Source organism: Bowmanella yangjiangensis (assembly GCF_018531185.1).
Taxonomy (GTDB): Bacteria; Pseudomonadota; Gammaproteobacteria; order Enterobacterales; family Alteromonadaceae; genus Bowmanella; species Bowmanella yangjiangensis.
In genome coordinates this window covers 315,198-340,923 of sequence record NZ_JAHDJU010000001.1, presented here as the reverse complement: position 1 = coordinate 340,923, position 25,726 = coordinate 315,198, and the positions used below count along the sequence as shown (strand labels likewise).

Here is a 25,726-nt window from a genome sequence, read left to right as displayed (position 1 = left end):
CTGACTTATTTCTCCCATGTCAAAAATTCGTTCATTTTCTTTAATCATCTGCCTGACAGGCCTGTTTATGCAATCCCCTGTCCTGGCTCAGGAACCCAACGACGCCGATGGTGAAACCGTGTATATCGCGGATGATCTTTATACCTTTATGCATGCAGGCCCTGGACGCAACTATCGCATTTTGGGTTCAGTGACAGCGGGCACTAAGGTCACCTTGTTACAGAGGGACAACACTGAAGGTTTTGTTGAAATCATCGATGATAAGCAACGCACTGGTTGGGTAGATTCCCGCTTCATCAATGAAAACCCCTCAGTTCGCGAGGCCATGCCGCAGCTACAGCAAAATTTGTCAGATACACAAGTTGCGCTGCAAGACGCTCAACAGAAAAACGATCTGCTAAACCAGCAGATTCTCGATCTCAATTCTCGTAATAAGCAAATGCAGTCCAAACTGGATGAACTCCAGACCCGTCACGACAGGATTGAGCGTGAGCTATCGAACAAAGACAACAAGGTGCAGCTTGAGTGGCTGACCCGCGGTGGCATTATTGGCCTGGTTGGCATAGTGCTGGGCGTAATCGTTATGCTGATCCCCAGAAAACGTCGTCGTAATGATGGCTGGATGTAGACACATCTCCTTTCTAGATCATCCAATCATTTTGTAAAGTTGACTTAACACTGAGTCAATTTTAGTCACTAAGCCCGGTCTTTACCGGGCTTATTTATTTGCCCATGCTTAGGCAAAATATAGCCAGAACGCTTGATTTTAAAGGCTTTTAGATACCATTTAGCCACAGAGTTGATTCACTGTTAGCGGTTGGAAAACGACAGCCCAAAAAGTACATTGCATTTTGTATACAATAAGCAATCTGGCCTATATACTCCGCGAAAATTAGGTGGGTGTCTGGTTACATAATTCTTACACCCGGTTTTGGTCGGGCCTAAGCCCAGTGTTACTGGAGTGGGTTTTTATGTTTAAAGCCAGCGAACTCTTCAATGACAGCTATCAGCTGCCTCCGCTTGCCGCGTTGCCGGCCATTATCAGCGACAACTATATTGTTGACGAAAACGATTATCTGCAGGAACTGCTAAGCCTGATCCCTTCCGAACAACAAAGTTTGGATGCCATACGTGTTGACGCTACCGCATTGGTAGAGCAAGTGCGTAAAGAGGCCAAAGGCGGCGACGGCATTTCAGCCTTCTTGCAGCAATATAGCCTGGATACTCAGGAAGGTGTCATCCTCATGTGTCTGGCTGAAGCATTACTGCGTATTCCAGATGCTGGAACGGCTGATGCGCTAATTAAAGACAAGCTTTCAGGCGCCAACTGGCGTGCACACCTAAGCCAGAGTGATTCCTTATTGGTAAACGCTTCCACCTGGGGCCTGATGCTGACCGGCAAACTTTTCCATTTGGATAAATCTTCCGGGAGTATCAGCGAGTCAGTATTCGATCGCATGGTCTCACGCTTGGGCGAGCCGGTGGTACGCAACGCCATGTACGCCGCGATGAAAATCATGGGTAAGCAGTTTGTATTGGGCCGCACTATTGAAGAAGCCCTGAAAGCCAGCCGCAAGCAGCGCAAGGTAGGCTACACCCATTCCTACGACATGCTGGGTGAAGCAGCCCTGACCCAGGAAGATGCCGACAAATACTGGACAGCGTACGCCGATGCCATCAAAGCCATAGGTAAAGAGAACATCCGTGACGAATACCCAGCGCCGCCAACCATATCGATCAAGCTATCAGCCTTGCATCCGCGCTATGAAGTGGCCTGCGAAGACCGCGTTTTGGGAGAAATGGCTGAGTCGGTAATCAAACTCATCGCCCTGGCCCGCAGCCACAATGTCGGGGTGAATATTGACGCTGAAGAAGCCGACCGTCTGGAACTGTCTCTGAAACTTATCGAGAAGATTTACAGAAGTCAGGAAATCCAAGGCTGGGGACAGCTGGGTATTGTAGTACAGGCTTATTCCAAACGTGCCTTGCCGGTATTGATGTGGATTGCCCAACTGGCTAAGGAACAGGGCGATGTAATCCCGGTTCGTTTGGTCAAAGGTGCCTACTGGGATACCGAAATCAAGTTGTGCCAGCAAATGGGCCTGGACAGCTATCCTGTCTACACCCGTAAAGCCAGCACTGACGCCAGCTACCTGGCCTGCGCTCGTTTTCTGTTGAGTGAGCATACGCAAGGCGCTATTTATCCTATGTTCGCCACGCACAATGCTCATACTGTTGTTGCTATTCGCCGCATGGCCGGTGAGCGGGAATTTGAATTCCAGCGCCTGCACGGTATGGGTGATGAACTATACGACTGTGTACTGGGCCAGTCTGGCCGCACTAATGTGCGCATTTACGCGCCAGTCGGGGCGCATAAAGATCTGTTGCCCTATCTGGTCCGCCGTCTGCTGGAAAATGGCGCCAACAGCTCCTTTGTACATAAGCTGGTTGACCCTAACACGCCGGTTTCTTCGCTGGTCAATCACCCGCTGGAGAGCCTGCAGCATCTGCCGAGTTTGGCCAATGACAAGATTCCATTGCCCACTCAGATTTTTACTAACCGTCAGAATTCCGAAGGTACCAACTTGCATATTGAGTCCATGTTTCAACCCTTTATGAGCGCTGTTACCGGCTTTGTTGGTAAACAATGGCAAGGTGGCCCAATTATCAACGGTAAAACCCTGAACCAGGGGGAATTAGTACAAGTGTGCTCGCCGCAGAACCGCGCGCAGCAAATTGGTACTATCCACTTTGCTGATGCAAGCATTGCCGAGCAGGCTATTGTCGCGGCCTATCAAGCTTTCCCTGAGTGGAATCGCACGCCGGTAGAAAACCGGGCAGAAGCCTTGGAAAAATTTGCTGACTTGATGGAACAGCACAAGCACGAGCTGATCGCGCTGTGCACCCTGGAAGCCGGTAAATTACTGCAAGACGGTATTGATGAAGTACGCGAAGCCGTGGACTTCTGCCGTTACTACGCCATCGAAGCACGCAAACTTTATGCCTACCATGGCCCATTGGCAGGCCCGACAGGTGAGTTGAACGAGCTATTTGTACAAGGGCGAGGCGTATTTGCCTGTATCAGCCCCTGGAACTTCCCGCTGGCCATCTTTACCGGCCAAATCGTGGCAGCGTTGGTTACCGGCAATACCGTTATCGCCAAACCCGCTGAGCAAACCAGTCTGGTGGCCTATCGTGCTGTACAGTTAATGCTGGAGGCTGGTATCCCAGCCGGTGCAATTCAATTGTTGCCAGGCCGTGGCAGTGAAGTCGGCGGCAAACTGTCAAGCGATGAGCGGGTAACAGGCGTGTGCTTCACCGGCAGTACAGATACTGCCAAAGCCATCAACCGCGCGCTGGCTTCACGGGATGGCGCCATTGCCACGCTGATCGCCGAAACGGGTGGCCAGAATGCCATGATCGTAGACAGCACCGCCCTGCCTGAGCAGGTCGTGAAAGATGCGGTTCAATCGGCCTTTATGAGTGCTGGACAGCGCTGTTCTGCGCTGCGTGTGATGTATGTTCAGGATGACGTTGCCGAGCGGGTTTTGGATCTGCTCAAAGGTGCTATGGCTGAGCTAAGCGTGGGTAACCCCATCAATTATAAAACTGATGTTGGCCCTGTCATCGACACCCGCGCCCAAAGTAGCCTCAACGAGCATATTGCCACCATCAGCAAAACCGGTAAGTTGCTGGCAACCGCGACCATGCCAGAAGACACAGCGGAAGGTAGCTTCGTGTGCCCAACCGCGGTGGAAATTGGCAGCATCAGTGAACTGCATAAAGAGCACTTCGGCCCTATCCTGCATGTAGTGCGCTATCAGGCAGAAAAGCTGGATCAGGTTATCAACGACATTAACGCCACAGGCTTTGGCCTGACACTGGGCATCCACACCCGGAACGAATCAAAAGCAGCCTATATCGCTGATCGCGTAAATGTAGGTAATGTGTACATTAACCGTAACCAGATTGGTGCCGTGGTTGGCGTACAGCCATTTGGCGGCCAGGGACTGTCCGGTACCGGCCCTAAAGCCGGTGGCCCACACTACCTGACCCGCTTTGTTACTGAGAAAACCCGCACCAACAATATTACCGCTATCGGTGGCAATACCACGCTGTTGAGCCTCGGCGACTAATGATGCCATGGGCCAGGCACTAGCCTGGCCCAACATCACATCCATAACCCGTTACGCTGTCCATTGGCAGAAATGGTACACTAAGCCGCAAGTCACCTTTATCTTGCTGTTTTATGTGCGAATTACTGGGCATGTCGGCCAATGTACCGACTGATATCTGCTTTAGCTTTAAAGGATTGCGCGAGCGCGGAGGGCGCACCGGACCGCACCGCGATGGTTGGGGCGTGGCCTTTTACCAGAACAAAGGGGTTTGCACCTTTAAAGATCCTATGCCCAGCCATGAATCCGAAGTGGCCAGACTGGTTTCGGACTATCCGATCAAAAGCACCGCTGTGGTCGCTCATATCCGTCAGGCCAATCGTGGCCGCGTAGGGCTGGAGAATACCCACCCCTTCACCCGCGAATTGTGGGGACGCTACTGGACCTATGCCCACAATGGCCAGCTAAAAGATCACCAAAGTCTGCCAACTGCCCGTTTTACCCCCGTGGGTACCACCGACAGTGAACGCGCCTTCTGCTTTTTGCTCAGTGAACTGGATAAGCACTATCCGAACAAACCAAAGAGCCGCCGTCAGGCGTTTAACTTTGTCCGCAAAAAAGCCGACATCCTGCGGGAAATGGGGGTGTTTAATATGTTGTTGTCCGACGGGGAATACCTTTTAGCTTATTGCACCACCAAGCTACACTGGATCACCCGGCGTGCGCCTTTTGGCATTGCCAGATTGTCAGATATTGATGTGGACATCGATTTCACCCGTGAAACCACCCCTAACGATGTGGTCACCGTTATCGCGACCGAACCCCTTACCTGCAACGAGCAATGGCATAAGATGCAACCGGGGCAGTGGCAACTGTTTCATCGGGGCGAGGCCATAGGCCACAAACAGGAGTAACACTATGCCCTCTTTGGATATCCTACTGACCTTTTCATTGGCTGCGCTGTTACTCAGCCTATCACCCGGCCCATCGAATCTGTACATTATGGCGCGTAGCCTGTCGCAGGGACATCAGGCGGGCGTTGCCGCAGCAGGCGGACTGGCAATAGGTTCATTTATCTATGTTATCGCCACGGCATTAGGACTGGCGGCCATATTCAAATACTCTCCGCTGGCTTATACCCTACTTAAGCTCGCTGGCGCCGCTTACCTGATTTATCTGGGCATAAGTTATTTAATGGCTAAACCCGACGGGCAGCCACAGCAAACCAGGTTAAAACCCTGGAGCAAGGCTCGCATTTTCCGCCAAAGCGTCGTGGTTGAACTAACCAACCCCAAAACCGCATTGTTCTTCCTAGCCTTTTTACCGCAATTTGTCAGGCCAGAAGCAGGCTCCATCAGCAGCCAACTGCTGGTACTCGGCATGGTGTATATGCTTATCGCATTATGCTGCGATTTACTGGTGGCGTTGTTATCACACAAATTGGGTAACTGGCTGTCGCAACATGCACAGTTTCCGTTATGGCAGGACAGAATATCCGGCGGCATTTTGCTGGGTCTTGGGGCGCTGATTGGCTACGAAGAATTACTGGGAGAAAACAATATTCACAAGTCAGTGGGGTAGCCTCTGAACATACTGAAAATTGAATGACCCGTCAGGTAACATACAAACGCTAAGGATAGTCTTTGTCTATCCGCGTTATTTTTCCTGAAAGCCGTTTACCTGACACGCGCCTTAAGGTACAAAGGCGCGCAAATCTGGAGGAGAAGAGAATGACCATGGCAACTTTGGCAATTTTGATAGGACTGGTTCTACTGGTATGGAGCGCAGACAAATTCGTCGAAGGGGCAGCGGCCACGGCTAAGCATATGGGCATGCCTTCGTTGCTGATTGGTATTGTCATTATCGGTTTCGGTACATCCGCACCTGAGATGGTGGTATCGGCACTGGCCGCATCCGACGGGAACCCTGGCCTGGCCCTTGGCAATGCCTACGGCTCGAATATCACCAACATTGCTCTGATCCTGGGTGTTACCGCTTTAATTGCTCCCATTGCCGTGCAATCCCAGATTATTCGTAAAGAGTTACCTATTCTCCTGGCCGTCACCTTGCTGGCAGGCTGGCTGATTTATGATGGGCATTTAGGCGGAGTAGATGCGGCAATCTTACTCGTGGTTCTGCTTGGCCTTATGGGGTGGTCTATCAAAGAAGGCCTGAGTCAGCGACAAGACATCCTGGCCAGTGAGGTCGACGATGAGCTGGACAGCCATCCCATGTCACTGAAACTGGCGGTCATCTGGTTAATCATCGGCCTGCTGTTCTTAGTGTTGAGCTCCCGCATGCTGGTATGGGGTGCAGTCACTGTGGCTCAATCCTTAGGGGTTAGCGATCTGATCATCGGCCTGACCATAGTGGCCATCGGCACCTCATTGCCTGAACTTGCCTCCTCCATTATGGCCGCCAAGAAAGGTGAACATGACCTGGCGATTGGCAACGTTATCGGCTCCAACCTGTTTAATACCCTGGCGGTCGTAGGTATTGCAGCAGGCATTCATCCGCTGGCGGTAGAATCCGAAGTGTTGACCCGTGACTGGGCGCTGATGCTGGCGCTCACCGTCGGGCTGCTGGTGATGGCAATAGGTATCAAGGGCCCCGGTCGCATTACGCGCTTGGAGGGCGCGGTACTACTGGGGATCTATTTCAGTTACACTGGCTACCTGGGCTACGGCATCATTTCTCACTAGGAGGTAGGCCATGCTGAAACTATTCAGAATCGAGCGGGGCCTGATCCGAGAGCTGGCCAGTGACGATACGCCGCTGGACCAAACCCTGCCCCAGGCCCATTGGCTGGACGCCCAGGAGCCGGAAGATGATGAGCGTGACGCGCTGCAACAGATGATGCGGCTGGATCTGCCTGAACTTGAGGAAATGGAGGAAATTGAAGCCTCCGCTCGTTACTTCGTTGATCAGGCTGGCATTCACGTACACTCTTTGTTCCTGACCCAAAGCGAAGGCCGTCATGTCACCTCCTCGGTGGCTTGTATTCTGCAGCCTAACCGGCTCATCACCATACGCGATACGGAACTGGCTGATTTTCGTTTACTACGTATGCGAGCCAGACGTGGACAAGTTGAAAGCCACTCCCCTGCTGAACTGCTGATCACCTTACTGGAGCAAAAGGTCGAGAACCTGGCAGATAATCTCGAAGACATCCACCGCAACCTGGAAAAAACCAGTTATCTGGTGCTGGAGGAAGAAGGTTCTGATCTGGAAGAAGCCATCGCACAGCTGGCTAAGTCAGAAGACAGTAACGGTAAAATTCGTTTATGCCTGATGGATACTCAGCGGGCTATTTCTTTCTTGTTACGCCATTTGCGGGATGCCCCTGAGCTGCATGAGTCATGCCGCGAAATCATGCGCGACATCGACACTTTGATGGCTCACACTACTTTTTTGTTCGACAAAATTAACTTCCTGATGGACTCCACCCAGGGCTTTATCAATATCGAACAAAATCAGATCATTAAAATATTCTCTATCGCGGCGGTGGTGTTTCTACCACCAACACTAGTCGCCAGTATTTACGGTATGAACTTTGAGCATATGCCTGAGCTGCAGTGGATGCTGGGCTATCCCTGGGCGCTGGGCTTGATGGTATTGTCCGGTATTACCCCTTACCTGTTCTTCAAATACAAAGGTTGGTTGTAAAGCGTAAAACGCCGGGTAACCCGGCGTTGTTGTTTTAGCACCGCCCAGACCAGCTGCTATCTGGCTAAACACTGATACTCCCTCCGCATATTTTTACGCAATTTTTACGCCGTACTTTGCCTGAATGTTGTAAATTAAGTTTATACAACAATAATTTGAGTCCCTGACGTTTTGCGGGTTTTACATTCCCAACCATCCTCTGTGCTCAGGCTAATTACCCAGCCAAGTCAGCTAAAGGATTAGCAACGTGGTACAACTGGATCGGGTTTTCAAACTGCTGGCCATGCCCATGTTATGGATGGGTATAGTGCAGTTGGTATTTTCTCTGCTGTCCTTAGTGCTGTTTCGCGACAAAATGGCGGCAAAATTCTTCGAGCCTGCCTGCTTTATGCTAGTGGGTGCACTCGTCATTAATTTCTTTTTACAACACAGCGACTTAAGCCGTATCGGCTTTCGTGATGCTTTGCTGTTTGCCACGCTGACCTGGGCCTTAACCGGTGTATTGGGCGCATTCCCGGTAATGCTGGTTACCGGCGTTAGTTTTACCGATGCGGTCTTTGAGTCTGTCAGTGCCCTAACTACCACAGGCGCCACTATCCTTACCGGCCTGGACGCTATGCCAAAATCCTTCCTGATGTACCGCCAGTTTCTGCAATGGATGGGGGGCCTGGGGGTGGTGATATTTGTGGTGGCGGTACTTCCCATGCTAAATGTTGGTGGCATGCGTTTACTGAAAGCCGAGACCCCCGGACCAGTCAAAGACGACAAGTTATCGCCACGTATTGCCAATACCGCCCACTACCTGTGGTTTATATATCTGCTGATTACCGCACTATGTGCACTGGCGTATTACGCAGGTGGGATGAATGCCTTCGACGCCATAGCACATAGCCTGAGCACAGTTTCTACAGGTGGTTTTTCCACCCATGATGCCAGCATGTGGTATTTTCAAAGCCATACCCTGCTGGCTATCTCCAACCTGTTTATGCTGCTGGGCGCCATCAGCTTTGCATTGCATTTTAGGGTGCTACATGGCCGCAGTCTCAAGATGTATTGGCGGGATGAAGAAACCCGAATATTTCTGCTTATTGTCCTCGCCTTGTCGCTACTGCTGGCTTTCTATCTCTTCAGCGAAAACCGTTATGCCACATTAGAGTCACTTAGCTTTGCCGCCTTTCATGTAGTGTCATTTATTACCAGTACTGGCTTTGGTGCAGCCGACCTTGCCAGTTGGCCGCCAGCCAGTGCCATGTTTCTGGTGATATGTGCCTATCTTGGCGGCTGTGCCGGCTCTACCGCTGGGGGCAATAAAATTATTCGCGACATTATTACCTTTAAAGTGATCCGGCGTGAAATGCAGCAACTTATCCATCCACGGGCCATATTGCCATTGCGTTATCAAGGGGATGAAGTGGCCAATGATGTGCGCAATGCCGTTATGGGGTTTATGACGTTTGCGGCGGGTTCATCCCTGGTGCTCACCTTGCTATTGATGCTGACCGGCCTAGACTTCTGGTCTTCGTTCACCGCCGTTGTGGCTTGTATCAATGTGCTAGGTCCGGGTTTTGGTGAAGTGGGAAGTAATTTCATCCCGGTCAGCGATGCCGGTATCTGGCTGTTATCCGGCGCGATGATTCTGGGCCGTCTGGAGTACTTTACGGTTTTGGCCTTGTTTATCCCGGTATTCTGGCGCCGATAAGGGTTAGACTTGGTTTTATTGTGCCTGCATAATACCTGCATTGTTTAACTGGAGGTGGCGCTGCATGAAATGGATAAGCTTGGTACTACTTGCCTTGCTTGGCATGCTGCAATATCGCCTTTGGTTTGGCAAACACAGCATTCCAGACTATTGGCAGATGGAAGAAGAAGCGCAGCAGATGGCCACCCAAAATGCCAATCTGGAACAACGCAACAATCTGCTCAAAGCCGATATTCAAGACCTGAAACTTGGCCTTGAAGCCATTGAAGAAAGAGCCCGTAATGAATTGGGCCTGATCAAGGAAGGCGAAACCTTTTACCGAATTTTACCTCCCGAACAATGACGCCACCATCGAAGCAACAATTTACTGTGGTTGTACCCGCCGCCGGTGTCGGTAAGCGCATGCAGACCGATGTTCCCAAACAATATCTGCCAATATTAGGCAAAACCCTGTTGGAACAATGCCTGGACAACCTGATTGCCCATCCGCGAATTAAACATATTGTGGTTGCGCTGCATCCACGCGACCCCTACTTTGCCGATTTGCCTATCGCCAATGCCCCTTGGCTAACGCGGGTGGATGGCGGCACAGAGCGCGCCGATTCGGTGTTGGCCGGCTTAAACGTCCTTGATGATGAATGGGTGCTGGTACACGATGCCGCCAGGCCCTGTCTTCCTCATCAGGATCTGGATGCTTTACTCGCACTGGCCGATGGAGAGCAAGGCGGCATCCTGGCTTATGCGGTACGGGATACCATGAAACAAGCAGATGAAGCCGGCTGCGTAGCAGCTACCCTTGACCGCAGCACTATGTGGCATGCACTAACACCACAGTTTTTCCCTCTTGCAGTGCTTCGCGATGCCTTGACCAAAGCGCTTAACGCACAAGCCGTGATCACCGATGAGGCTTCAGCCATGGAATGGGCAGGTCAACCGGTAAAACTGGTGGAAGCTAACCCTTGTAATATCAAGGTCACACAGCCCGTGGATCTTATGCTGGCAGAATTTTATCTAAGCAAACTACTGAATAATGGCAGGAGCAACCTATGAAGATGCGGATAGGGCATGGTTTTGACGTACATAAATTTGGCGGCGTCGGTCCGATTGTCATTGGCGGCGTTGAAATAGACTATGTGCAAGGTTTGCTAGCCCATTCAGACGGAGACGTAGCCCTGCATGCCATCTGCGATGCGCTGCTGGGGGCACTGGGCATGGGCGATATCGGCCGGCATTTTCCCGACACAGATGCACAGTATGCGGGTGCTGACAGCCGAGAATTACTCCGCCATGTGTTTTCACTGGTGAGAGATAAGGGTTACAAATTGGGTAACCTTGATGTCACCGTGGTGGCTGAGTCACCGAAAATGGCCCCCCATGTAGATGCCATGTGCAAAAATATCGCTGAGGATCTGGATGCCCAGCAAGATCAGATTAATGTGAAAGCCACCACCACCGAAAAACTCGGTTTTACCGGGCGCAAAGAAGGCATTGGCTGTCATGCAGTAGTGCTGCTGGAAAAGGTATAAAACTTGAATTTCGACACATCACACTGGCATTACTGCTACGGTAAACCATTAGGTACAGGGCTGCTAAAACAGCACCCCGAAGATTTTATTGTACGCGAACAACTGGGCTATAGCCCTTGCGGTGAAGGTGAGCACATTTACCTCTGGGTGCGTAAAACCGGCTTGAACACGGCGAATGTGGCCGAACAGCTAGCGCGTTTTGCCGGTGTGCATCCACGCAACGTGAGTTTTTCGGGGCGTAAAGATAAGCATGCCGTGACCGAACAATGGATTGGCGTGCATTTGCCAGGCAAACAAGACCCGGACTGGCAGAGCTTTGCGATGCCCGGTGTGGAGATTCTCAAGGCCATTCGCCACAATCGTAAATTGCGTACCGGCACCCATAAGTTCAACGATTTTATTTTAACCATCCGTGAACTCAGCCAGCCTGATGAGGTTACCGACCGGCTTAATGCATTAACTGCCGGTGTGCCAAATTACTTCGGCGAGCAGCGTTTTGGTAATCGCAACGGCAACCTGTTTCTAGGTGCCCGCCTGCTTGATGGTGAAACCATTCGCGACAGACAAAAACGCAGCATGGCGATTTCCGCCCTGCGCTCTTGGCTATTTAATGAGTTTGTCAGTTGCCGGTTGGCAGAAAGCGGCAGCAAACAAGCACTGGACGGCGATGTGATGTTGCTGCAAGGTAGCAACAGTTTCTTTTGTGCCGAACAGTGGAGCGATGAACTGCAGCAACGTTTGCAGGAAGGTGACATTCATTTTAGCGCGCCCATGTGGGGCCAGGGCGAATTAGCTAGCCGTGCTCAGGCGCTCTTGTTTGAATCAACCGTAGCAAGTCATCATCAGGCTTTATGTGAAGGTTTGGCGGCCTTGGGGTTAAGCCAGGAGCGCCGTGCATTAATGCAGTATCCCGAGCAGCTTCAGTGGCAGATAGAAGGTCAGCAGTTGCAGCTAAGTTTCCGGTTACAAGCCGGTGGTTTTGCTACCGCAGTAACCCGGGAGCTATTTAACCCAACGCCCCACCAGGACTAAGGGAACAATATGCGAATTTTGCTTAGTAATGATGATGGTGTTCATGCCGAAGGGCTGGCTAGTTTGTATAAAGAGCTGGCCAAAGAGCATGATGTAACCGTCATTGCACCTGATCGAAACTGCAGCGGCGTCAGTAATGCCTTATCACTACAACAACCACTCAGAATTCAGCAAATGAATACCGGCTTTTATGCGGTAAACGGCACGCCCTCTGACTGCGTGCATCTCGGCATCAACAGCTTTATGCAGGACGATCCACAGTTAGTGGTTTCAGGCATCAATCATGGTGCAAATCTGGGTGACGATGTGATTTATTCCGGCACGGTGGCCGCGGCAACCGAAGGTCGCTATATGGGACTTCCGGCCATTGCCGTATCCCTTTGCCAAAAGCAAAATGGCCACTTTGCAACCGCAGCGCGCGTGGCCTGCGATATTATTCGTCATCTTGGTCAGCACCCACTTGCTGCCGACCAAATACTGAATATTAATGTACCCGATGTGCCTTACGAACTGCTCAACGGCATTCAGGTCACCCGGCAGGGGCGACGTCATCGGGCGGAGTCCATGCTGAAAAGCCAGGACCCTTGGGGACGAGAAATATACTGGTATGGTAAAGTAGGCCAGGAGCAAGATGCCGGTCCCGGTACCGATTTTCATGCTATCGCCAATGGATACTGCTCGGTCACGCCACTGAGTGTCGATATGACGGCATATCAAAGCATGCATGAGATGCAGAGTTGGATTGAAAAACTATAAAGAAACTCCATGAGTCAAACACCTAGAGCCACAACACGTAAGGGCGATACCCTGGCCCAGTTGCTTAACAGGGAAGGCATCAATAACCCGCAGGTTTTGCATGCTATCGCCGCAACGCCGCGCGAGTTTTTTTTGCCCGACGCTTTAAAGCACCAGGCTTACCTGAATACCGCATTACCCATTGGCCAAGGGCAAACGATTTCCCAGCCTTATATAGTCGCGCGTATGACAGAGTTGCTATTGGATGCGCCTAATCGCGCCCAGACAGTGCTGGAAGTAGGCACAGGCTCCGGCTACCAAACAGCCATACTGGCACAGTTGTTTGACAAAGTGTTTAGCGTTGAGCGAATCAAGGCACTGCAATATCAGGCGAAGCGCCGTATGCAGTCTCTGGATTTGCATAACATTGCCATGAAACATGGTGACGGATGGCAAGGGTGGGCCAGCAAAGGCCCATTTGATGCCATCATTGTCACCGCAGCGGCCAGCCATATGCCACAAATGCTGCTGGAGCAGTTAAATGATGGCGGCCGCTTGATCATCCCGGTTGGCAACGCCAGCCAACAGTTGTATGCCGTAACTCGAAAAGGAAATGAATTTGAACAAAAGACAGTGGAAGCCGTGCGGTTTGTGCCTTTGGTGCCAGGAGCCATAATGTGAAGATTTTTAGCTACCTGTACGATAAGGCCATGTTGTGGTCGAGACATAAGCATGCCCCAGCCTATCTGGGCGGCATGACCTTCGCCGAATCGATATTTTTCCCCGTACCACCGGATGTGATGTTAGCGCCCATGTCATTGGCCAATCCAGACAAGGCTTGGCGCTATGCTTTGCTTACCTCCGTTGCATCCGTATTGGGGGGAATTGCTGGCTACTTCCTGGGTATGCTGGCCTTTGAATCTTTCTTGCATCCACTGATAGTGGAAATGGGTTATCAGGATAAAATGGACAAAGCCGTATCCTGGTTTGAACAATATGGGGTATGGGTGGTATTTATTGCCGGTTTCTCTCCTATACCTTACAAAGTCTTTACTGTCAGCGCGGGCTTCCTGCAAATGGCCTTCTTACCCTTTGTACTGGCATCGACCGTAGGTCGGGCCATGCGCTTTTATCTGGTGGCCGGATTGATGCGTTGGGGAGGCAAAAAGATGGAAGATAAATTGCGTGACTACGTTGAGACGCTTGGCTGGGCCACTGTGGTGTTAGCCGTGATTGCTTATCTGCTGCTAAGGTAGCGCTGTGACAGACTGGCGAGGACGCTGGGGAACACTTTTATTATCAGCTATGTTGCTGAGTGCCTGCAGTTCCCGTAATGCGCCTGCGCCGGTCGTGACCCTCAGTGAAGCCAAATCTTTCAAACAATTCAAAGAACTGGGTAATGCCGCCGAATATCAGGTGGAAAAAGGCGATACGCTGTTTTCCATTGCCTGGTATTCAGGCAATGATTACAAAGATCTAGCCAGAATTAACAAGCTGTCCGCGCCTTATGCCATCTACCCTGGACAGGTTTTGAAGCTTAAAGAAAGTAACAAAAGCGTCAGAAAAAATGTTACAAAACCAACTGGTAAGACCTCTAAAATAAAAGCAAATCAGCCAGTTGACCGTCCTAAAAAGCAGGCGTATGGTGAATCCAAGACTGTTCAAAAGTCCACCACTGACACCCAAAAAAGTCCAAAGCCGGTGTCATCAGGTTCGGACTTCCCCCCCCAGGTCACAGAGTGGATATGGCCTGCAAAAGGTAAGGTAATTGGGCAGTTTTCACTTTCGGAACAGGGAAATAAAGGGATTGATATTGCTAACTCGCCTGGTACGCCGATTTTGGCGTCGGCAGTTGGCAAAGTTGTCTACACGGGCAACGCACTGAGAGGATTCGGTAACCTGATAATCATCAAGCATACTGATGCCTACCTCACTGCTTATGCTCACAACCGCAAAATACTGGTCAAAGAACAAGACTGGGTGCGGCCGGGACAACAAATTGCCGAAATGGGCAGTAGTGGAACTTCGCAGACTATGTTGCACTTTGAGATTCGTTATAAAGGCAAATCTGTGGATCCGTTACGTTTTTTACCCAACCAACCATAACAATAAATAATTACAACACTAGAGAGGACAAAAGAGGGAAATGATCTAAACCTTACAACCTTGCTGGAGATGCTGTTATGGGTCAAAAGAAAACTGCCATCACCGATGCTGAGCTGAATGATGAATTTGATGACGTTGTCGAATCAGAGCTTGAAGATGTAGATGACGAAGTCGACCCCATGGAGGAAATTCTTGCTAATCAGGAAGATATGCATCGAAATCTGGATGCCACTCAACTTTATCTGGGAGAAATAGGTTTTTCTCCACTTCTATCTGCCGAAGAAGAAGTCTACTTTGCCCGCTTAGCCCTTAAGGGCTGTGAAGCTTCGCGCAAACGCATGATTGTCAGTAATTTACGATTAGTCGTAAAAATTGCCCGACGCTACAACAATCGTGGCTTAGCTCTACTGGACCTTATTGAAGAAGGTAATCTGGGATTGATTCGGGCTGTGGAGAAATTTGATCCCGAACGTGGGTTCCGTTTTTCAACCTATGCCACTTGGTGGATCCGTCAAACTATTGAGCGGGCCATCATGAACCAAACTCGTACCATTCGTTTGCCAATTCATGTGGTTAAAGAGCTGAATGTGTATTTACGTGCAGCCCGAGAGCTTGCACAGAAGCTGGATCATGAGCCCACTGCCGAAGAGATTGCCAAGGCATTAGATAAGCCGGTAGAAGACGTGACCAAGATGCTACGTTTAAATGAACGTATCAGTTCGGTTGATACCCCTATCGGCAGTGATAATGACAAGGCATTACTTGACATTATTGCTGACGAAAAAGGTCATGGGCCAGAAGATGAACTTCAAGACAAAGATATGCGCAGCAGCATTGTGCATTGGCTCAATGAACTAAACGCTAAACAGCGTGAAGTGCTAGCCAGACGCTTTGGCCTGATGGGCTATGAGCCTTCCACATTGGAAGACGTAGGCGCTGAAATCGGCCTGACTCGTGAACGTGTCAGACAAATCCAAGTTGAAGCCTTAAGACGCCTGCGCGATATGCTGGGCCATCAAGGACTGAATCTGGAATCGCTGTTCAGCCGAGAAGCTTGATGAACTGAAAAAAGCAAAGGGCAGCCAATTGGCTGCCCTTTTTTTTATATTATCTCACCACCAGTTCAGGATAGAACGGCTAGCGCTTGCTGGTAGTCAGGTTCGTCGGCAATTTCAGAAACCTGCTGGGTATGGATCACCCTGCCATTTTCATCAATCACCACCACGGCACGAGACAACAACCCCGCCAGAGGGCCAGTCTTTACCGTCACGCCATAGTCATGACCAAAAGTACTTCTGAAACAGGAGGCACTGCCCACCTTATCTATACCTTCTGCACCGCAAAAACGGGCCAAAGCGAAGGGCAAATCAGCGGACACACATAGCACCCTGGTATTGTTAAGTGCTGCCGCCTGCTGGTTGAACTGTCTTACCGACATGGCACAGGTTGGGGTGTCCACCGAAGGGAATATGTTGAGTATTAAACGACTACCAACATAATCAGCTAGTTCAGTTTCTGATAAATCCGTACTGACCAAGGTAAAAGTTGGTGCCTGGCAGCCAACCTCAGGCAGCTCACCAACAGTTTCAATCGGGTTTCCTTTGAGTGTAATTGTAGCCATTCGTTTTCCTTACTTAACGTGTTGTCAGTGCCCAATCAACGGCACTGGCAGCGTGAATTTCTGTGGTGTCAAATAGTCGCACCGGCGTATCAGTCTGCTTGACGAGCAAACCAATCTCCGTACATCCTAACACCACCGCTTGAGCACCTTGTAGCGCAAGTGCTTCAATAACTCGCAGATAATCGTCTCGGGAAGTATCGAGAATCAGCCCTTTGCACAGTTCCTCATAAATCACCCGATGCACCCGTTCACGTTCCGGCGCTGAAGGTGTAATCACTTCAATATCACGGCGGATGAGACGCTGACGATAGAATGCCTGCTCCATGGTAAAGGCGGTTCCTAATAAGCCGACCCGATCTATCCCCTCCGCTTTTAAACGCGTGGCCGTCGCATCAGCAATATGCAACAGCGGAATATCCAGAACGGCTTCCAGCGCATCGGCCACTTTATGCATAGTATTGGTACAAATCAGTAAAAAGTCAGCACCAGCATGCTGCACTTGCAGCCCAGCCTTGGTCAACAGCGCCGCTGCCGCTTCCCAGTCATCTTGAGCTTGTAGTTGTTCTACTTGTGCAAAATCCAGACTGTTTAAAATAAGGTTAGCTGAATGCAAACCGCCAAGCTTGTCGCGTACGCCTTGATTGATCAACTGATAATAAGTTTGCGTACTCTCCCAGCTCATTCCACCCAATAAGCCTATGGTTTTGATAAATCCTCCGCCAATAACAATAAGTTAGTCAGCCCCTTTTCTTTTCGTAATGTCAGCGACAAATGGTAGGGGTCTGGTTGGAACAATTGGTAATCCAAGGTTTGCCGATCCGGCAAAAAATCATGTTGCTTGGTTGGTACACCCAACGCAGCAACAACCTCTCTCTCATCCATCCCTGGCGAAACAGCGAGTTCCAGTCTTTGCAATAGCTCTTTCATTTTTAATGCAGGAAGTTCCTGCAAATCCAAATTAATAAGCAGCGTATATTCAGGACGGCTACGTAAACGCAAAAACTCTGTAGCGCCGAAAGCTTCCCCCATCCATTCCCGCCCCATAAAGCGCCAACTGTCAAATACCTCCACCGTTTCGGGAGCCAGGTAATCTGACAATCGCAGAGTGAAAAACTGTTTATGGGCTAACATAATGTTGCTCTCGGATTACGCTCCATTGCCATAGTGCTCCTGCGTGCAATCCTTAGTTGCTTACTCGGCTTTGTTGTTAGTTATTAGCAGAGCAACTAAGTGAATACCTCTCTATACAAAAACATAGCCAGTCAATTAGTCAAGAACAACCGCACCATTAGTTAACAATCAAGCTACATAAATCACTAATAGTCTCGAGCAGAGTTGTCTATTTTTTTTACAAGAATCGCGCGGAATCACCACAAAACGAAAGCAAGCACATGATTTAAAAGAACTTTTAACGATGGAACGGTATTTGCTAAGTGAGCACGCCAAGTTAACGAGAACAGGCAATCATTTAAAATATAAAGGAGTTGTAAATGAAGTTTAGGAAAGTAGTAAATACTGCTTGCTTGCTGTTAGCCGCCTTGGGAATGGCTGGACACGCATCTGCATCACTGATGACCGGCTGGACCGGACAAGGTAACTATGGAAGCACTGCAGGTGATGGGGATATCACCACATCCCCATTCGGTAGCGCTCAATTTGGATACGTTAGCACGGATAATGGTGTCAGCGGATTAGGTCTGCCCGGTGTGGGTGGTTCAGGTAGTCCCGAACTTGGTTCCGTTGCACTGTCACCAGTATTCGCCGCCAATGCCGGTGACTCCCTGGAATTTTTCTTTAATTATGTGACCTCTGATGGTGCGGAATATTCCGACTATGCCTGGGCCAGGTTATTAGATAGTGCGATGAACCAAGTAGCTCTGCTGTTTACTGCCAGAACAACGAATGGTGGTAATACAGTTCCAGGTTTCTCAATGCCAAATCCAGAAGCAACACTTTCTCCAGGTAGCACGCCGATTGTTGGTGGCAACCCTGACTGGTCTATATTGGGCAGCGATTCCGGAAGTTGCTTTGCCACTGGTTGCGGCTATACCGGTTGGATTAAAGCTAGCTACACTATTGCTAACACCGGCAACTATTACCTGCAAATGGGTGTAGTCAACTGGAACGACAACAGCTTCGACAGCGCCATGGCTTTTGACGGTGCGACTGTTGGCGGTAACGTGATCGGTACACCGGTTCCAATCCCAGCTCCCCTTACTCTGATGGGGTTAGGTTTAGTCGCGTTAGGCTTTGCACGTAAACGCAAGTAACTAAATGATTATGTAAAAAACGCTCCAATTGGAGCGTTTTTTATGTTTTATCTACAAAGTAGCTAATGCGGCTACGTGGATTTAAATATAAAGCAATGGGCTCTGGCAGTTGCGAAGGCTTAATTACTTTTTGAATGCTAGCCCCATAATCTTTCAAAGTTACCATTGGCGCTTCCGTGCTTGGCACAGAGTCATCATAAAGCAGCAATGAAGGATTTAGCAGGTCTGCGGTATTCACCGAAATGACCATCCCTACTCTATTGTCAGACAGCATGACAACAGTACCTGGAGGATAAACCCCAAGCAGCTTTACTAATAACTTGGTTTCCCTGTCTGGCAGCTTAGCTTTCATACTTTTGAAAAGATGAGACAGTGCCTGATAAGGAATCTTGGCATTTGCCGGATCCCTTGGGTGACACTGATTATCGTATTCATTCACCAGCATGAGAATTTGTGCCAGCGGATCGATGGCCGCACCACTTAATCCTCGGGGGTAACCGCTGCCATCCATAAATTCATGATGCTGCAGGATCACCGGTAAAATATCGCCGGGAAAAGCCTCTGAATGACTTAGCAACTCAACCCCATACTGGCAGTGCATTTTCAGCAAATTTTGTTCGGGTTTAGTTAATGGCGTAGTTTTGCGCATCACCTGACTAGGGATCTTCAATTTACCCACATCATGAAACAAAGCAGCCAAGCCTAGTTTCTGCCCCTGCTCGCGATTCAGCCCGGCCTGCCTGGCCAGCATCATTGCCAAAACAGCCACGTTCAGAGAATGGAAGTACAGATCATCCCCTTGCTTATCAGGATTCATCAGGTGCAAGGCGACATTCTCTTCCCCCAGGATTATTTCGGCCATATCACTGATCAACTGCTGCGCTTCTTCCACCGCTTGCAATGGTCTGCTACCCACTTTGGTCATCAGCGCCCGAACTTGCGCCAAACTGCGTTGAAAATTTTTCTCTGTCTTCTGCAGACTGCGGCGGAATTGCTTCAGTTGTTCAATTCGCTGGCTTTTCTCCCTTTCCATTTGTTCCAACAGATGGTCGGTTTCAGCTTCAACCTCTTCCTGGGGAGCAAGCTGCACTTCTTCCTCCGACTGAGCATCACTTTTGCTTGTATCGATCAACACATAGGGAAGCTTCAGGGCACGAATCACCCGGACTTGCTCTTGATTAGTCAGTTTAAAGCTACTGAATAGAAATGGGTGCTTCATCCACCCTGAAGGCAGTTTGACATACATGCCTAATCGCAGGTTGTCGGGGTGGATCTTCACTTTTGCCATGAATGCTCGTTACTGTTTACAAAATTAGAAACTGGCCTTCCCGATTGAGGCATCATCTACCTATGCAGCTTAGTCGCTAACACTGGTCGGCGCATTGATGCTCCTCAAGTTTTTCTCTGCTGTTTGGCCTGCTGCCACAGTTTTTCCATTTCATCCAAACTGACCTGCTGAAGCGACAGACCATGTCCGTTCAAATGCGCTTCGATGTAGGAAAATCGCTGTTCAAACTTGTCATTGGCTCGTCGCAGCATGGTTTCTGGATCTTTTTTGAGCTTGCGCAGCAAATTCACCGTGGCGAATAACAGATCGCCTAATTCTTCCTCCAGGGCCTGCTCGTCTATTTGAGGTTTAGCTAACTCATCCTGCACTTCCAAAATTTCTTCCTGAATCTTGGCAAAGACGCCTTCAGTATCTGGCCAGTCAAAGCCAACCGTGGCGCAGCGCTTCTGAATTTTTGCTGCGCGGGTCAAAGCAGGCATGGCTCTGGGAATATTATCCAGTAACGAGGCACTGCCGCCGGCTTTATCGGCTCGCTCTTTGGCTTTTTCCGCTTCCCAGTTGGCCTTGACCTCTGACTCATCAAACTTTGCCTGGGCAAATACATGAGGATGGCGACGAATTAGCTTCTCGGCCATAGCACCGGCCACGTCCTCAAAATCAAACAAGGCCTGCTCTTTGCCTAGGCGGGCATAAAACACCACCTGAAACAGCAGATCGCCTAACTCCTCTCGAATAGCTTCAGGTTGACCACTTTCAATGGCATCCGCCACTTCGTAAGCTTCTTCAAGGGTGAAAGGTACAATGCTGGCGAAAGTCTGCTTTAAGTCCCACGGACAGCCATCGTCAGGGTCACGTAAACGGTCCATCACCCAAAGCAGCTTATCCAGATTCGGATAGTTCTGATCATGAATAATTGTCAAAACACTTCCCTTAACTTTGTATTGCGAACAAGCCATCGAATTGTAGTTGGCCTGTCAAAGGCCGATTAGAGCTCCGAGCGTCTTACGTCTGCTACACCATTAACGAATTTTAACTTGGCAATAATCTTCGCCAGACTATTGAGGTCCTTTACCTCTAGTTTCAGACTGATACGAGCGGTGTGTTCTTTAGCGTTACTCAGGCTATTCACACCCAGCAAGCCAATTTTCTCGTTAGCCAGCACTGTAGTGATATCACGCAATATCCCGTCACGATCGGCGCAGTTTATCTCAATGTTGGATTCGAAAGCGCCGCTACGCTCCCCAGCCCAGTTCACCTCTATGCCGCGCTCCGGGTGTTCCTGCATCAGGTGAGCAAGCTGCTCACAATCTTCGCGATGCACACTCACGCCGCGGCCCTGGGTAATAAAGCCCATAATGGGGTCGCCTGGTAAAGGTTGGCAGCAACCGGCCAACTGGGTCATCAGATTACCGACCCCTTCTACCACCACCGCATCTTTCCCCTGAGCAGGGTGCGGCTTTTTCTTAAGGCGCAAGTCCAGTGGGGCAGGCGGGGCATTGCGTTGCTGCAAGTAATTCACTACTTGATACAAACGCACATCGCCACCGCCTATGGCCACATACAAATCATCCAGGTGAGTGAAATTAAACTTCTCGCAGGCCTCTGCGGCTTCTTTGAGCGGCAAATTAATTCGCTGCAGCTCTTTTTCCAGGGTTTCCTTACCGGCTTGCAGATTTTTGTCGCGATCGAGTTTCTTAAACCAGGTATGGATCTTGGCTCTGGCTCGTGACGAGTGCACATAACCCAAATGCGGATTCATCCAGTCGCGACTGGGATTGGGGTGCTTGCCCGTTAGAATCTCTACCTGGTCGCCGGTTTGCAACTGATAGGTAAAAGGCACAATACGGCCAAATACCTTAGCGCCTATACAGCGGTGACCGACATTGGAGTGAATGTAGTAGGCAAAATCCAGTGGCGTTGAGCCAAGTGGCAGGTCCACCACATCACCTTTGGGGGTAAAGACGTACACCCTGTCATCAAATACCTGGCTGCGCAGCTCTTCAACCAAGTCACCCGTCTCGGCCATTTCTTCCTGCCATTGCAGAATTTTACGCAGCCAGTTAATTTTCTCTTCGTAGCCGCTACGCCCACCCGGTGCGCCCTCTTTATACTTCCAGTGGGCAGCCACCCCCAGCTCAGCATCCTGATGCATTTGCTGGGTACGAATCTGAATCTCCACGGCCTTGCCCTGCGGCCCAACCACCACGGTATGAATAGACTGATAGCCATTGGGTTTAGGGGTAGCAATATAATCATCAAATTCGCGGGGAATGTGTTTCCAGTTAGCGTGCACAATACCCAGCGCGCCATAACAATCCTGCAGACGTTCAGCAATAATCCTTACCGCACGGATATCAAACAGCTCCTCAAAACCCAGGTGCTTTTTCTGCATCTTTTTCCAGATGCTATAGATATGTTTGGGCCGCCCGTATACTTCAGCCCGAATTTGTTGTTCCGTTAACTGCTGCTGCAAATTGCTAACAAAATCCAGAATGTATTGCTCTCTGTCCTCGCGTTTTTCATCCAGAAGGTTGGCAATCTGTCGGTACGTTTCCGGATGCAAATACCGAAATGACAGGTCTTCCAACTCCCACTTCAGTTGCCCAATGCCAAGCCGATTGGCCAGAGGGGCATAAATGCTGGCACATTCTTTAGCGACCAGCACGCGGGTTTCTTCGTCGGCGTTCTTGACTTCACGCAGGGTGCAAATACGTTCTGCCAGCTTGATGACCACAGCGCGCACATCTTCCACCATGGCCAGCAACATCCTGCGCAGATTATCAATCTGCGCCTCATCAGTACGGGCCTGTTTGTTGCTATGCAGCGTGCGAATGGCGTCCATCCGTCTGACCCCTTGCACCAATCCCAGGATATGCGGGTTGGTCAGCTCCAGAATTTTTTCTTCACTCCATTGCTGCTGTTCAATGAGCGGCAGCATTAGCGCCGTTTGCAGGGTGTCGTCATCCATGTGCAGATCATGCAGAATCTCCACCATTTCGCGCCCCACTAAGGGGCATTCAAAACGTTCCTGCCAGGCGCTCAGTTTCGCCGCAGTAGTATCAGACAGATGCAGTGACACCAACCACTGGGTAAAAGGAACGGTTTGTTTGTGCACCTTGCGAATGGAAACCATGATCTCAGTTATCAGCCATTAATTGTGAGTTACATCAGCCCTGAGCTTCGCAAAAAATGCCGATGCATGCCAGCCCTATGCCTTTGAAAAATGCGCCATCAGTTCGGTATGTGCGGTATTGGGGAACATATCCATCAGGCCAATTTTGTCAACTTGCCAGCCTTTATCTATGAGTACTGCTGCATCCCGGGCAAAGGTAGCGGGATTACAGGAAACATACAAAATCCCCTTGGGATTGAGTTTGTGTAGAACCGACATCAGCGCCTGCGCACCGGCACGGGCAGGATCAAGCAGTACTTTATCTATCTGCGACGGGAGTTTGGCCAATGCCGCTGTGTCGGATAAATCCAGGCACTGAAAATCAACCTGCAAGCCATTTTCGCTGGCATTTTTTGCGGCGCGCTTAACCATTGCCTCAATACCTTCCACACCGGTCACCTGAGCTCCGGCATGGGCCAGTGGCAAACTAAAGTTGCCCACCCCGCAAAACAAATCCAGTACCTGTTCACCCGGTGTGACTTGCAGCCAAGTCAGCGCCTGGCTGACCATGGCCTGATTCACCAAATTATTCACCTGAATAAAATCATTGGGGCCGATAGCCAAACTCAGTTCGGCAATGGGTGAATAATGGGCATCCTGGCTAGTACCGCTTACCAGTTCAAAGCGATTTGGCGCCGTTTCCAGCATTAGTCTGAGGCTATTGTCCTCAGCAAACTGGCGAAGTCTGGCCAGATCCTCACCAGGCAGCGCACGGGTAACACGCAAACACAATTGCACTTGGTCATCGGCATCCAGCACACTGATATGGCCTAACTGCTTGGTGCCTTTGAGCTGTTTAATCAGGCTAAGCAATGGCGGCAGTATGGCTTGCAGTGGCTCGCTCAAAATAGCGCACTGTTTTATCGATACCACCTGATCGCTGCCCTTGGCACGAAAGCCTACTTTCACTTCGGCTTTATTTTGCGCGTCAATGGCAAGCCTGGCTTTACGTCGGTAGCCCTGGGCTGGCCCTAGTAACGGTGCCTGCCAATTGAGCGTTTTTATGCCGGTCTGACGCTTGAGCAACTGGTCTACCGCCTGTTGCTTGTGAACAAGTAGTTCAGTCTGGCCAATATGCTGATTCTGACAGCCGCCACATTCACGGCTGTGCGGGCAAAAAGGCTCGATACGCTCAGCACTGGGCGATAACACCTTAACCGCCAGGCCTTGCCAGTAACGGGGTTTCTTGTCAGTGATACGCACTTCTAGCTGTTCACCGGGCAAGCCGCCTTCAACAAACACCACAGGCTGATGACTGCGGCAGACACCCAGGCCACCGTGTTCTAAATCATCAATGCTAAGGGTAAGCTTGGGTGCACCAATAGGGCTTGGTTTCTTGCCTTTGGGTGCTTTATAAATCTGAACCATAAGGTCGTTACTTCTCCAGGATCACAGTCGCCACCGCATAATGTTGCTCATCGGCAATACTCAGGTGGGTTGCACTCACCCCTTTTTCATCACAAAGCACCTGCAAATTGCCACTTAGCAGTAAAAATGGAGCGCCGCTGGCGTGGTGGCCAATCTCCATCTGCCTGAAGCTAATACCATTGCCAATTCCCGTGCCTATTGCTTTTACCATAGCTTCCTTGGCTGCAAAGCGTTTCGCTAAAAAACGTTCGGGATAATTATGCTGTTTATAGTCTTCCAGCTCAGAGTCGGTCAGTACGCGCTCAGCCAGGCGTTGAGATTTTGCCAGCGCATCACCAATACGCTTGATCTCGACAATATCGGTGCCCATTCCCACTATGGCCATTGGCAATCAGCCTCGCGCTTCCAGCATCAGGCGTTTCATATCTGCCACGGCTTTGTGCAGGCCATCAAACACCGCCCGGCCAACAATGGCATGCCCTATATTCAACTCAATCATTTCAGGAATGGCGGCAATAGGTTTGACGTTATGATAAGTCAGACCATGTCCGGCGTTGACCTTCAGTCCCAGACTGTGAGCATAACGGGCACCTTCGGCAATTTTTGCCAGTTCAATGTCACGCTCATGTTCATTGCGCGCTTCGGCGTACGCCCCTGTATGCAGTTCGATATAAGGAGCACCACTGGCTTTGGCTGCATCGATTTGCGCCTTGTCAGCATCAATAAACAGCGACACAAGAATTCCGTCAGCGGCTAAACGGCCACAGGCCAGCCGGATTTTTTCCAGGTTACCGGCCACATCCAGACCGCCTTCAGTGGTCAGCTCTTCACGCTTCTCAGGCACCAGGCAACAAAATTCAGGGCGAATGCGCGAGGCGATCATTAGCATCTCCTCGGTGACCGCCATCTCCAGGTTCATACGGGTTTGCAGTGTCTGACGCAAAATTTCCACATCGCGGTCAATAATGTGTCGCCTGTCTTCACGCAAATGAATGGTGATGCCGTCGGCGCCGGCCCGTTCAGCGATCTCTGCGGCATGCACAGGGTCCGGGTAGGCCGTACCTCTGGCATTTCTTAAGGTGGCAACATGGTCGATATTGACCCCTAGCAGAATCTCTTTCATTTTGG

At 50.3% G+C, this 25,726-nt stretch carries 26 protein-coding genes; 17 read left to right on the top strand and 9 right to left on the bottom strand.

The genetic code is table 11. The features are described from left to right. The first annotated feature begins 67 nt into the window (after window positions 1–67). The 16 genes from KJY73_RS01615 (at window position 68) to rpoS (ending at window position 15,937) form a co-directional block, all read left to right on the top strand. Window positions 68–628, top strand: a complete 561-nt coding sequence (locus tag KJY73_RS01615) for a TIGR04211 family SH3 domain-containing protein (protein ID WP_206592235.1) — start codon at window positions 68–70, stop codon at window positions 626–628. Window positions 629–971: 343 nt separating this feature from the next. Beyond that, a complete protein-coding gene (putA, locus tag KJY73_RS01610; protein WP_214339622.1) occupies window positions 972–4,136 on the top strand; it encodes a bifunctional proline dehydrogenase/L-glutamate gamma-semialdehyde dehydrogenase PutA in 3,165 nt (1,054 codons plus the stop codon). A gap of 113 nt (window positions 4,137–4,249) precedes the next feature. Then, entirely contained in the window at window positions 4,250–5,029 is a 780-nt protein-coding gene (locus tag KJY73_RS01605; RefSeq protein WP_206592233.1) for a class II glutamine amidotransferase, read from the top strand. 4 nt (window positions 5,030–5,033) lie between these two features. Further along, window positions 5,034–5,696 (top strand): LysE family translocator, encoded by a 663-nt coding sequence (locus KJY73_RS01600; RefSeq protein ID WP_214339620.1) that lies wholly within the window; start codon window positions 5,034–5,036, stop codon window positions 5,694–5,696. A 149-nt stretch (window positions 5,697–5,845) separates the two neighbouring features. Continuing rightward, window positions 5,846–6,817, top strand: a complete 972-nt coding sequence (locus KJY73_RS01595; protein WP_214339618.1) for a calcium/sodium antiporter — start codon at window positions 5,846–5,848, stop codon at window positions 6,815–6,817. 10 nt (window positions 6,818–6,827) lie between these two features. Next, window positions 6,828–7,781 carry a magnesium/cobalt transporter CorA gene (gene corA, locus KJY73_RS01590; protein WP_214339616.1) on the top strand — a complete coding sequence of 318 codons (954 nt, stop codon included), beginning with the start codon at window positions 6,828–6,830 and terminating at the stop codon, window positions 7,779–7,781. A gap of 247 nt (window positions 7,782–8,028) precedes the next feature. After that, window positions 8,029–9,480, top strand: a complete 1,452-nt coding sequence (locus KJY73_RS01585) for a TrkH family potassium uptake protein (protein ID WP_332874149.1) — start codon at window positions 8,029–8,031, stop codon at window positions 9,478–9,480. A gap of 64 nt (window positions 9,481–9,544) precedes the next feature. Then, window positions 9,545–9,823 (top strand): cell division protein FtsB, encoded by a 279-nt coding sequence (ftsB, locus tag KJY73_RS01580; protein ID WP_214339614.1) that lies wholly within the window; start codon window positions 9,545–9,547, stop codon window positions 9,821–9,823. Further along, entirely contained in the window at window positions 9,820–10,530 is a 711-nt protein-coding gene (ispD, locus tag KJY73_RS01575) for a 2-C-methyl-D-erythritol 4-phosphate cytidylyltransferase (RefSeq protein WP_214339612.1), read from the top strand. Before ftsB ends, ispD begins: the two co-directional genes overlap by 4 nt. A gap of 2 nt (window positions 10,531–10,532) precedes the next feature. Continuing rightward, window positions 10,533–11,006 (top strand): 2-C-methyl-D-erythritol 2,4-cyclodiphosphate synthase, encoded by a 474-nt coding sequence (gene ispF / locus KJY73_RS01570; RefSeq protein ID WP_214343175.1) that lies wholly within the window; start codon window positions 10,533–10,535, stop codon window positions 11,004–11,006. A 3-nt stretch (window positions 11,007–11,009) separates the two neighbouring features. Then, a complete protein-coding gene (gene truD / locus KJY73_RS01565) occupies window positions 11,010–12,038 on the top strand; it encodes a tRNA pseudouridine(13) synthase TruD (RefSeq protein ID WP_214339610.1) in 1,029 nt (342 codons plus the stop codon). A gap of 9 nt (window positions 12,039–12,047) precedes the next feature. After that, on the top strand, window positions 12,048–12,794 hold the full coding sequence (surE, locus tag KJY73_RS01560) for a 5'/3'-nucleotidase SurE (protein ID WP_214339608.1): 747 nt from the start codon (window positions 12,048–12,050) through the stop codon (window positions 12,792–12,794). 9 nt (window positions 12,795–12,803) lie between these two features. After that, window positions 12,804–13,454 carry a protein-L-isoaspartate(D-aspartate) O-methyltransferase gene (locus KJY73_RS01555; protein WP_214339607.1) on the top strand — a complete coding sequence of 217 codons (651 nt, stop codon included), beginning with the start codon at window positions 12,804–12,806 and terminating at the stop codon, window positions 13,452–13,454. Continuing rightward, window positions 13,451–14,029, top strand: a complete 579-nt coding sequence (locus KJY73_RS01550) for a YqaA family protein (RefSeq protein WP_206592208.1) — start codon at window positions 13,451–13,453, stop codon at window positions 14,027–14,029. Before KJY73_RS01555 ends, KJY73_RS01550 begins: the two co-directional genes overlap by 4 nt. Before the next feature lie 49 nt (window positions 14,030–14,078). Then, complete coding sequence (locus KJY73_RS01545) at window positions 14,079–14,879, top strand: peptidoglycan DD-metalloendopeptidase family protein (RefSeq protein WP_214343173.1); 801 nt, start codon at window positions 14,079–14,081, stop codon at window positions 14,877–14,879. A 77-nt stretch (window positions 14,880–14,956) separates the two neighbouring features. Beyond that, complete coding sequence (rpoS, locus tag KJY73_RS01540) at window positions 14,957–15,937, top strand: RNA polymerase sigma factor RpoS (protein ID WP_214339605.1); 981 nt, start codon at window positions 14,957–14,959, stop codon at window positions 15,935–15,937. Between the two features lie 65 nt (window positions 15,938–16,002). Here rpoS and tpx read toward each other — a convergent pair whose 3' ends face one another. The 3 genes from tpx to KJY73_RS01525 are packed head-to-tail and all read right to left on the bottom strand — an operon-like array spanning window position 16,003 to window position 17,631. Continuing rightward, window positions 16,003–16,500, bottom strand: a complete 498-nt coding sequence (tpx, locus tag KJY73_RS01535) for a thiol peroxidase (protein WP_206592207.1) — start codon at window positions 16,498–16,500, stop codon at window positions 16,003–16,005. 13 nt (window positions 16,501–16,513) lie between these two features. Beyond that, the gene (locus tag KJY73_RS01530; RefSeq protein WP_214343171.1) at window positions 16,514–17,209 is read right to left on the bottom strand and encodes an aspartate/glutamate racemase family protein; all 696 of its coding nucleotides are present in this window, start codon (window positions 17,207–17,209) and stop codon (window positions 16,514–16,516) included. Further along, window positions 17,197–17,631: a hypothetical protein gene (locus KJY73_RS01525; protein WP_214339603.1), complete on the bottom strand. Its 435-nt coding sequence runs from the start codon at window positions 17,629–17,631 to the stop codon at window positions 17,197–17,199. The genes KJY73_RS01530 and KJY73_RS01525 overlap by 13 nt, the downstream gene beginning before the upstream one ends. A gap of 359 nt (window positions 17,632–17,990) precedes the next feature. On the opposite strand from KJY73_RS01525, the gene KJY73_RS01520 reads away from it, so the two are divergent. Continuing rightward, a complete protein-coding gene (locus KJY73_RS01520) occupies window positions 17,991–18,770 on the top strand; it encodes an NF038132 family protein (protein WP_232848363.1) in 780 nt (259 codons plus the stop codon). Window positions 18,771–18,810: 40 nt separating this feature from the next. Here the strand turns inward: KJY73_RS01520 and KJY73_RS01515 are convergent, their stop codons facing one another. The 6 genes from KJY73_RS01515 to pdxJ form a co-directional block, all read right to left on the bottom strand. Next, window positions 18,811–20,058, bottom strand: a complete 1,248-nt coding sequence (locus KJY73_RS01515; RefSeq protein ID WP_214339601.1) for an HD-GYP domain-containing protein — start codon at window positions 20,056–20,058, stop codon at window positions 18,811–18,813. Window positions 20,059–20,162: 104 nt separating this feature from the next. Next, window positions 20,163–20,978, bottom strand: coding sequence for a nucleoside triphosphate pyrophosphohydrolase (mazG, locus tag KJY73_RS01510; RefSeq protein ID WP_269813697.1), 816 nt, complete (start codon window positions 20,976–20,978; stop codon window positions 20,163–20,165). A 65-nt stretch (window positions 20,979–21,043) separates the two neighbouring features. After that, window positions 21,044–23,191, bottom strand: a complete 2,148-nt coding sequence (gene relA, locus KJY73_RS01505) for a GTP diphosphokinase (protein ID WP_214339597.1) — start codon at window positions 23,189–23,191, stop codon at window positions 21,044–21,046. A gap of 75 nt (window positions 23,192–23,266) precedes the next feature. Beyond that, window positions 23,267–24,598, bottom strand: a complete 1,332-nt coding sequence (gene rlmD, locus KJY73_RS01500; RefSeq protein WP_214339595.1) for a 23S rRNA (uracil(1939)-C(5))-methyltransferase RlmD — start codon at window positions 24,596–24,598, stop codon at window positions 23,267–23,269. 7 nt (window positions 24,599–24,605) lie between these two features. Continuing rightward, window positions 24,606–24,983, bottom strand: a complete 378-nt coding sequence (gene acpS / locus KJY73_RS01495) for a holo-ACP synthase (protein ID WP_214339593.1) — start codon at window positions 24,981–24,983, stop codon at window positions 24,606–24,608. Between the two features lie 6 nt (window positions 24,984–24,989). Next, window positions 24,990–25,721, bottom strand: a complete 732-nt coding sequence (gene pdxJ / locus KJY73_RS01490; protein WP_214339591.1) for a pyridoxine 5'-phosphate synthase — start codon at window positions 25,719–25,721, stop codon at window positions 24,990–24,992. Window positions 25,722–25,726 lie beyond the last annotated feature (5 nt).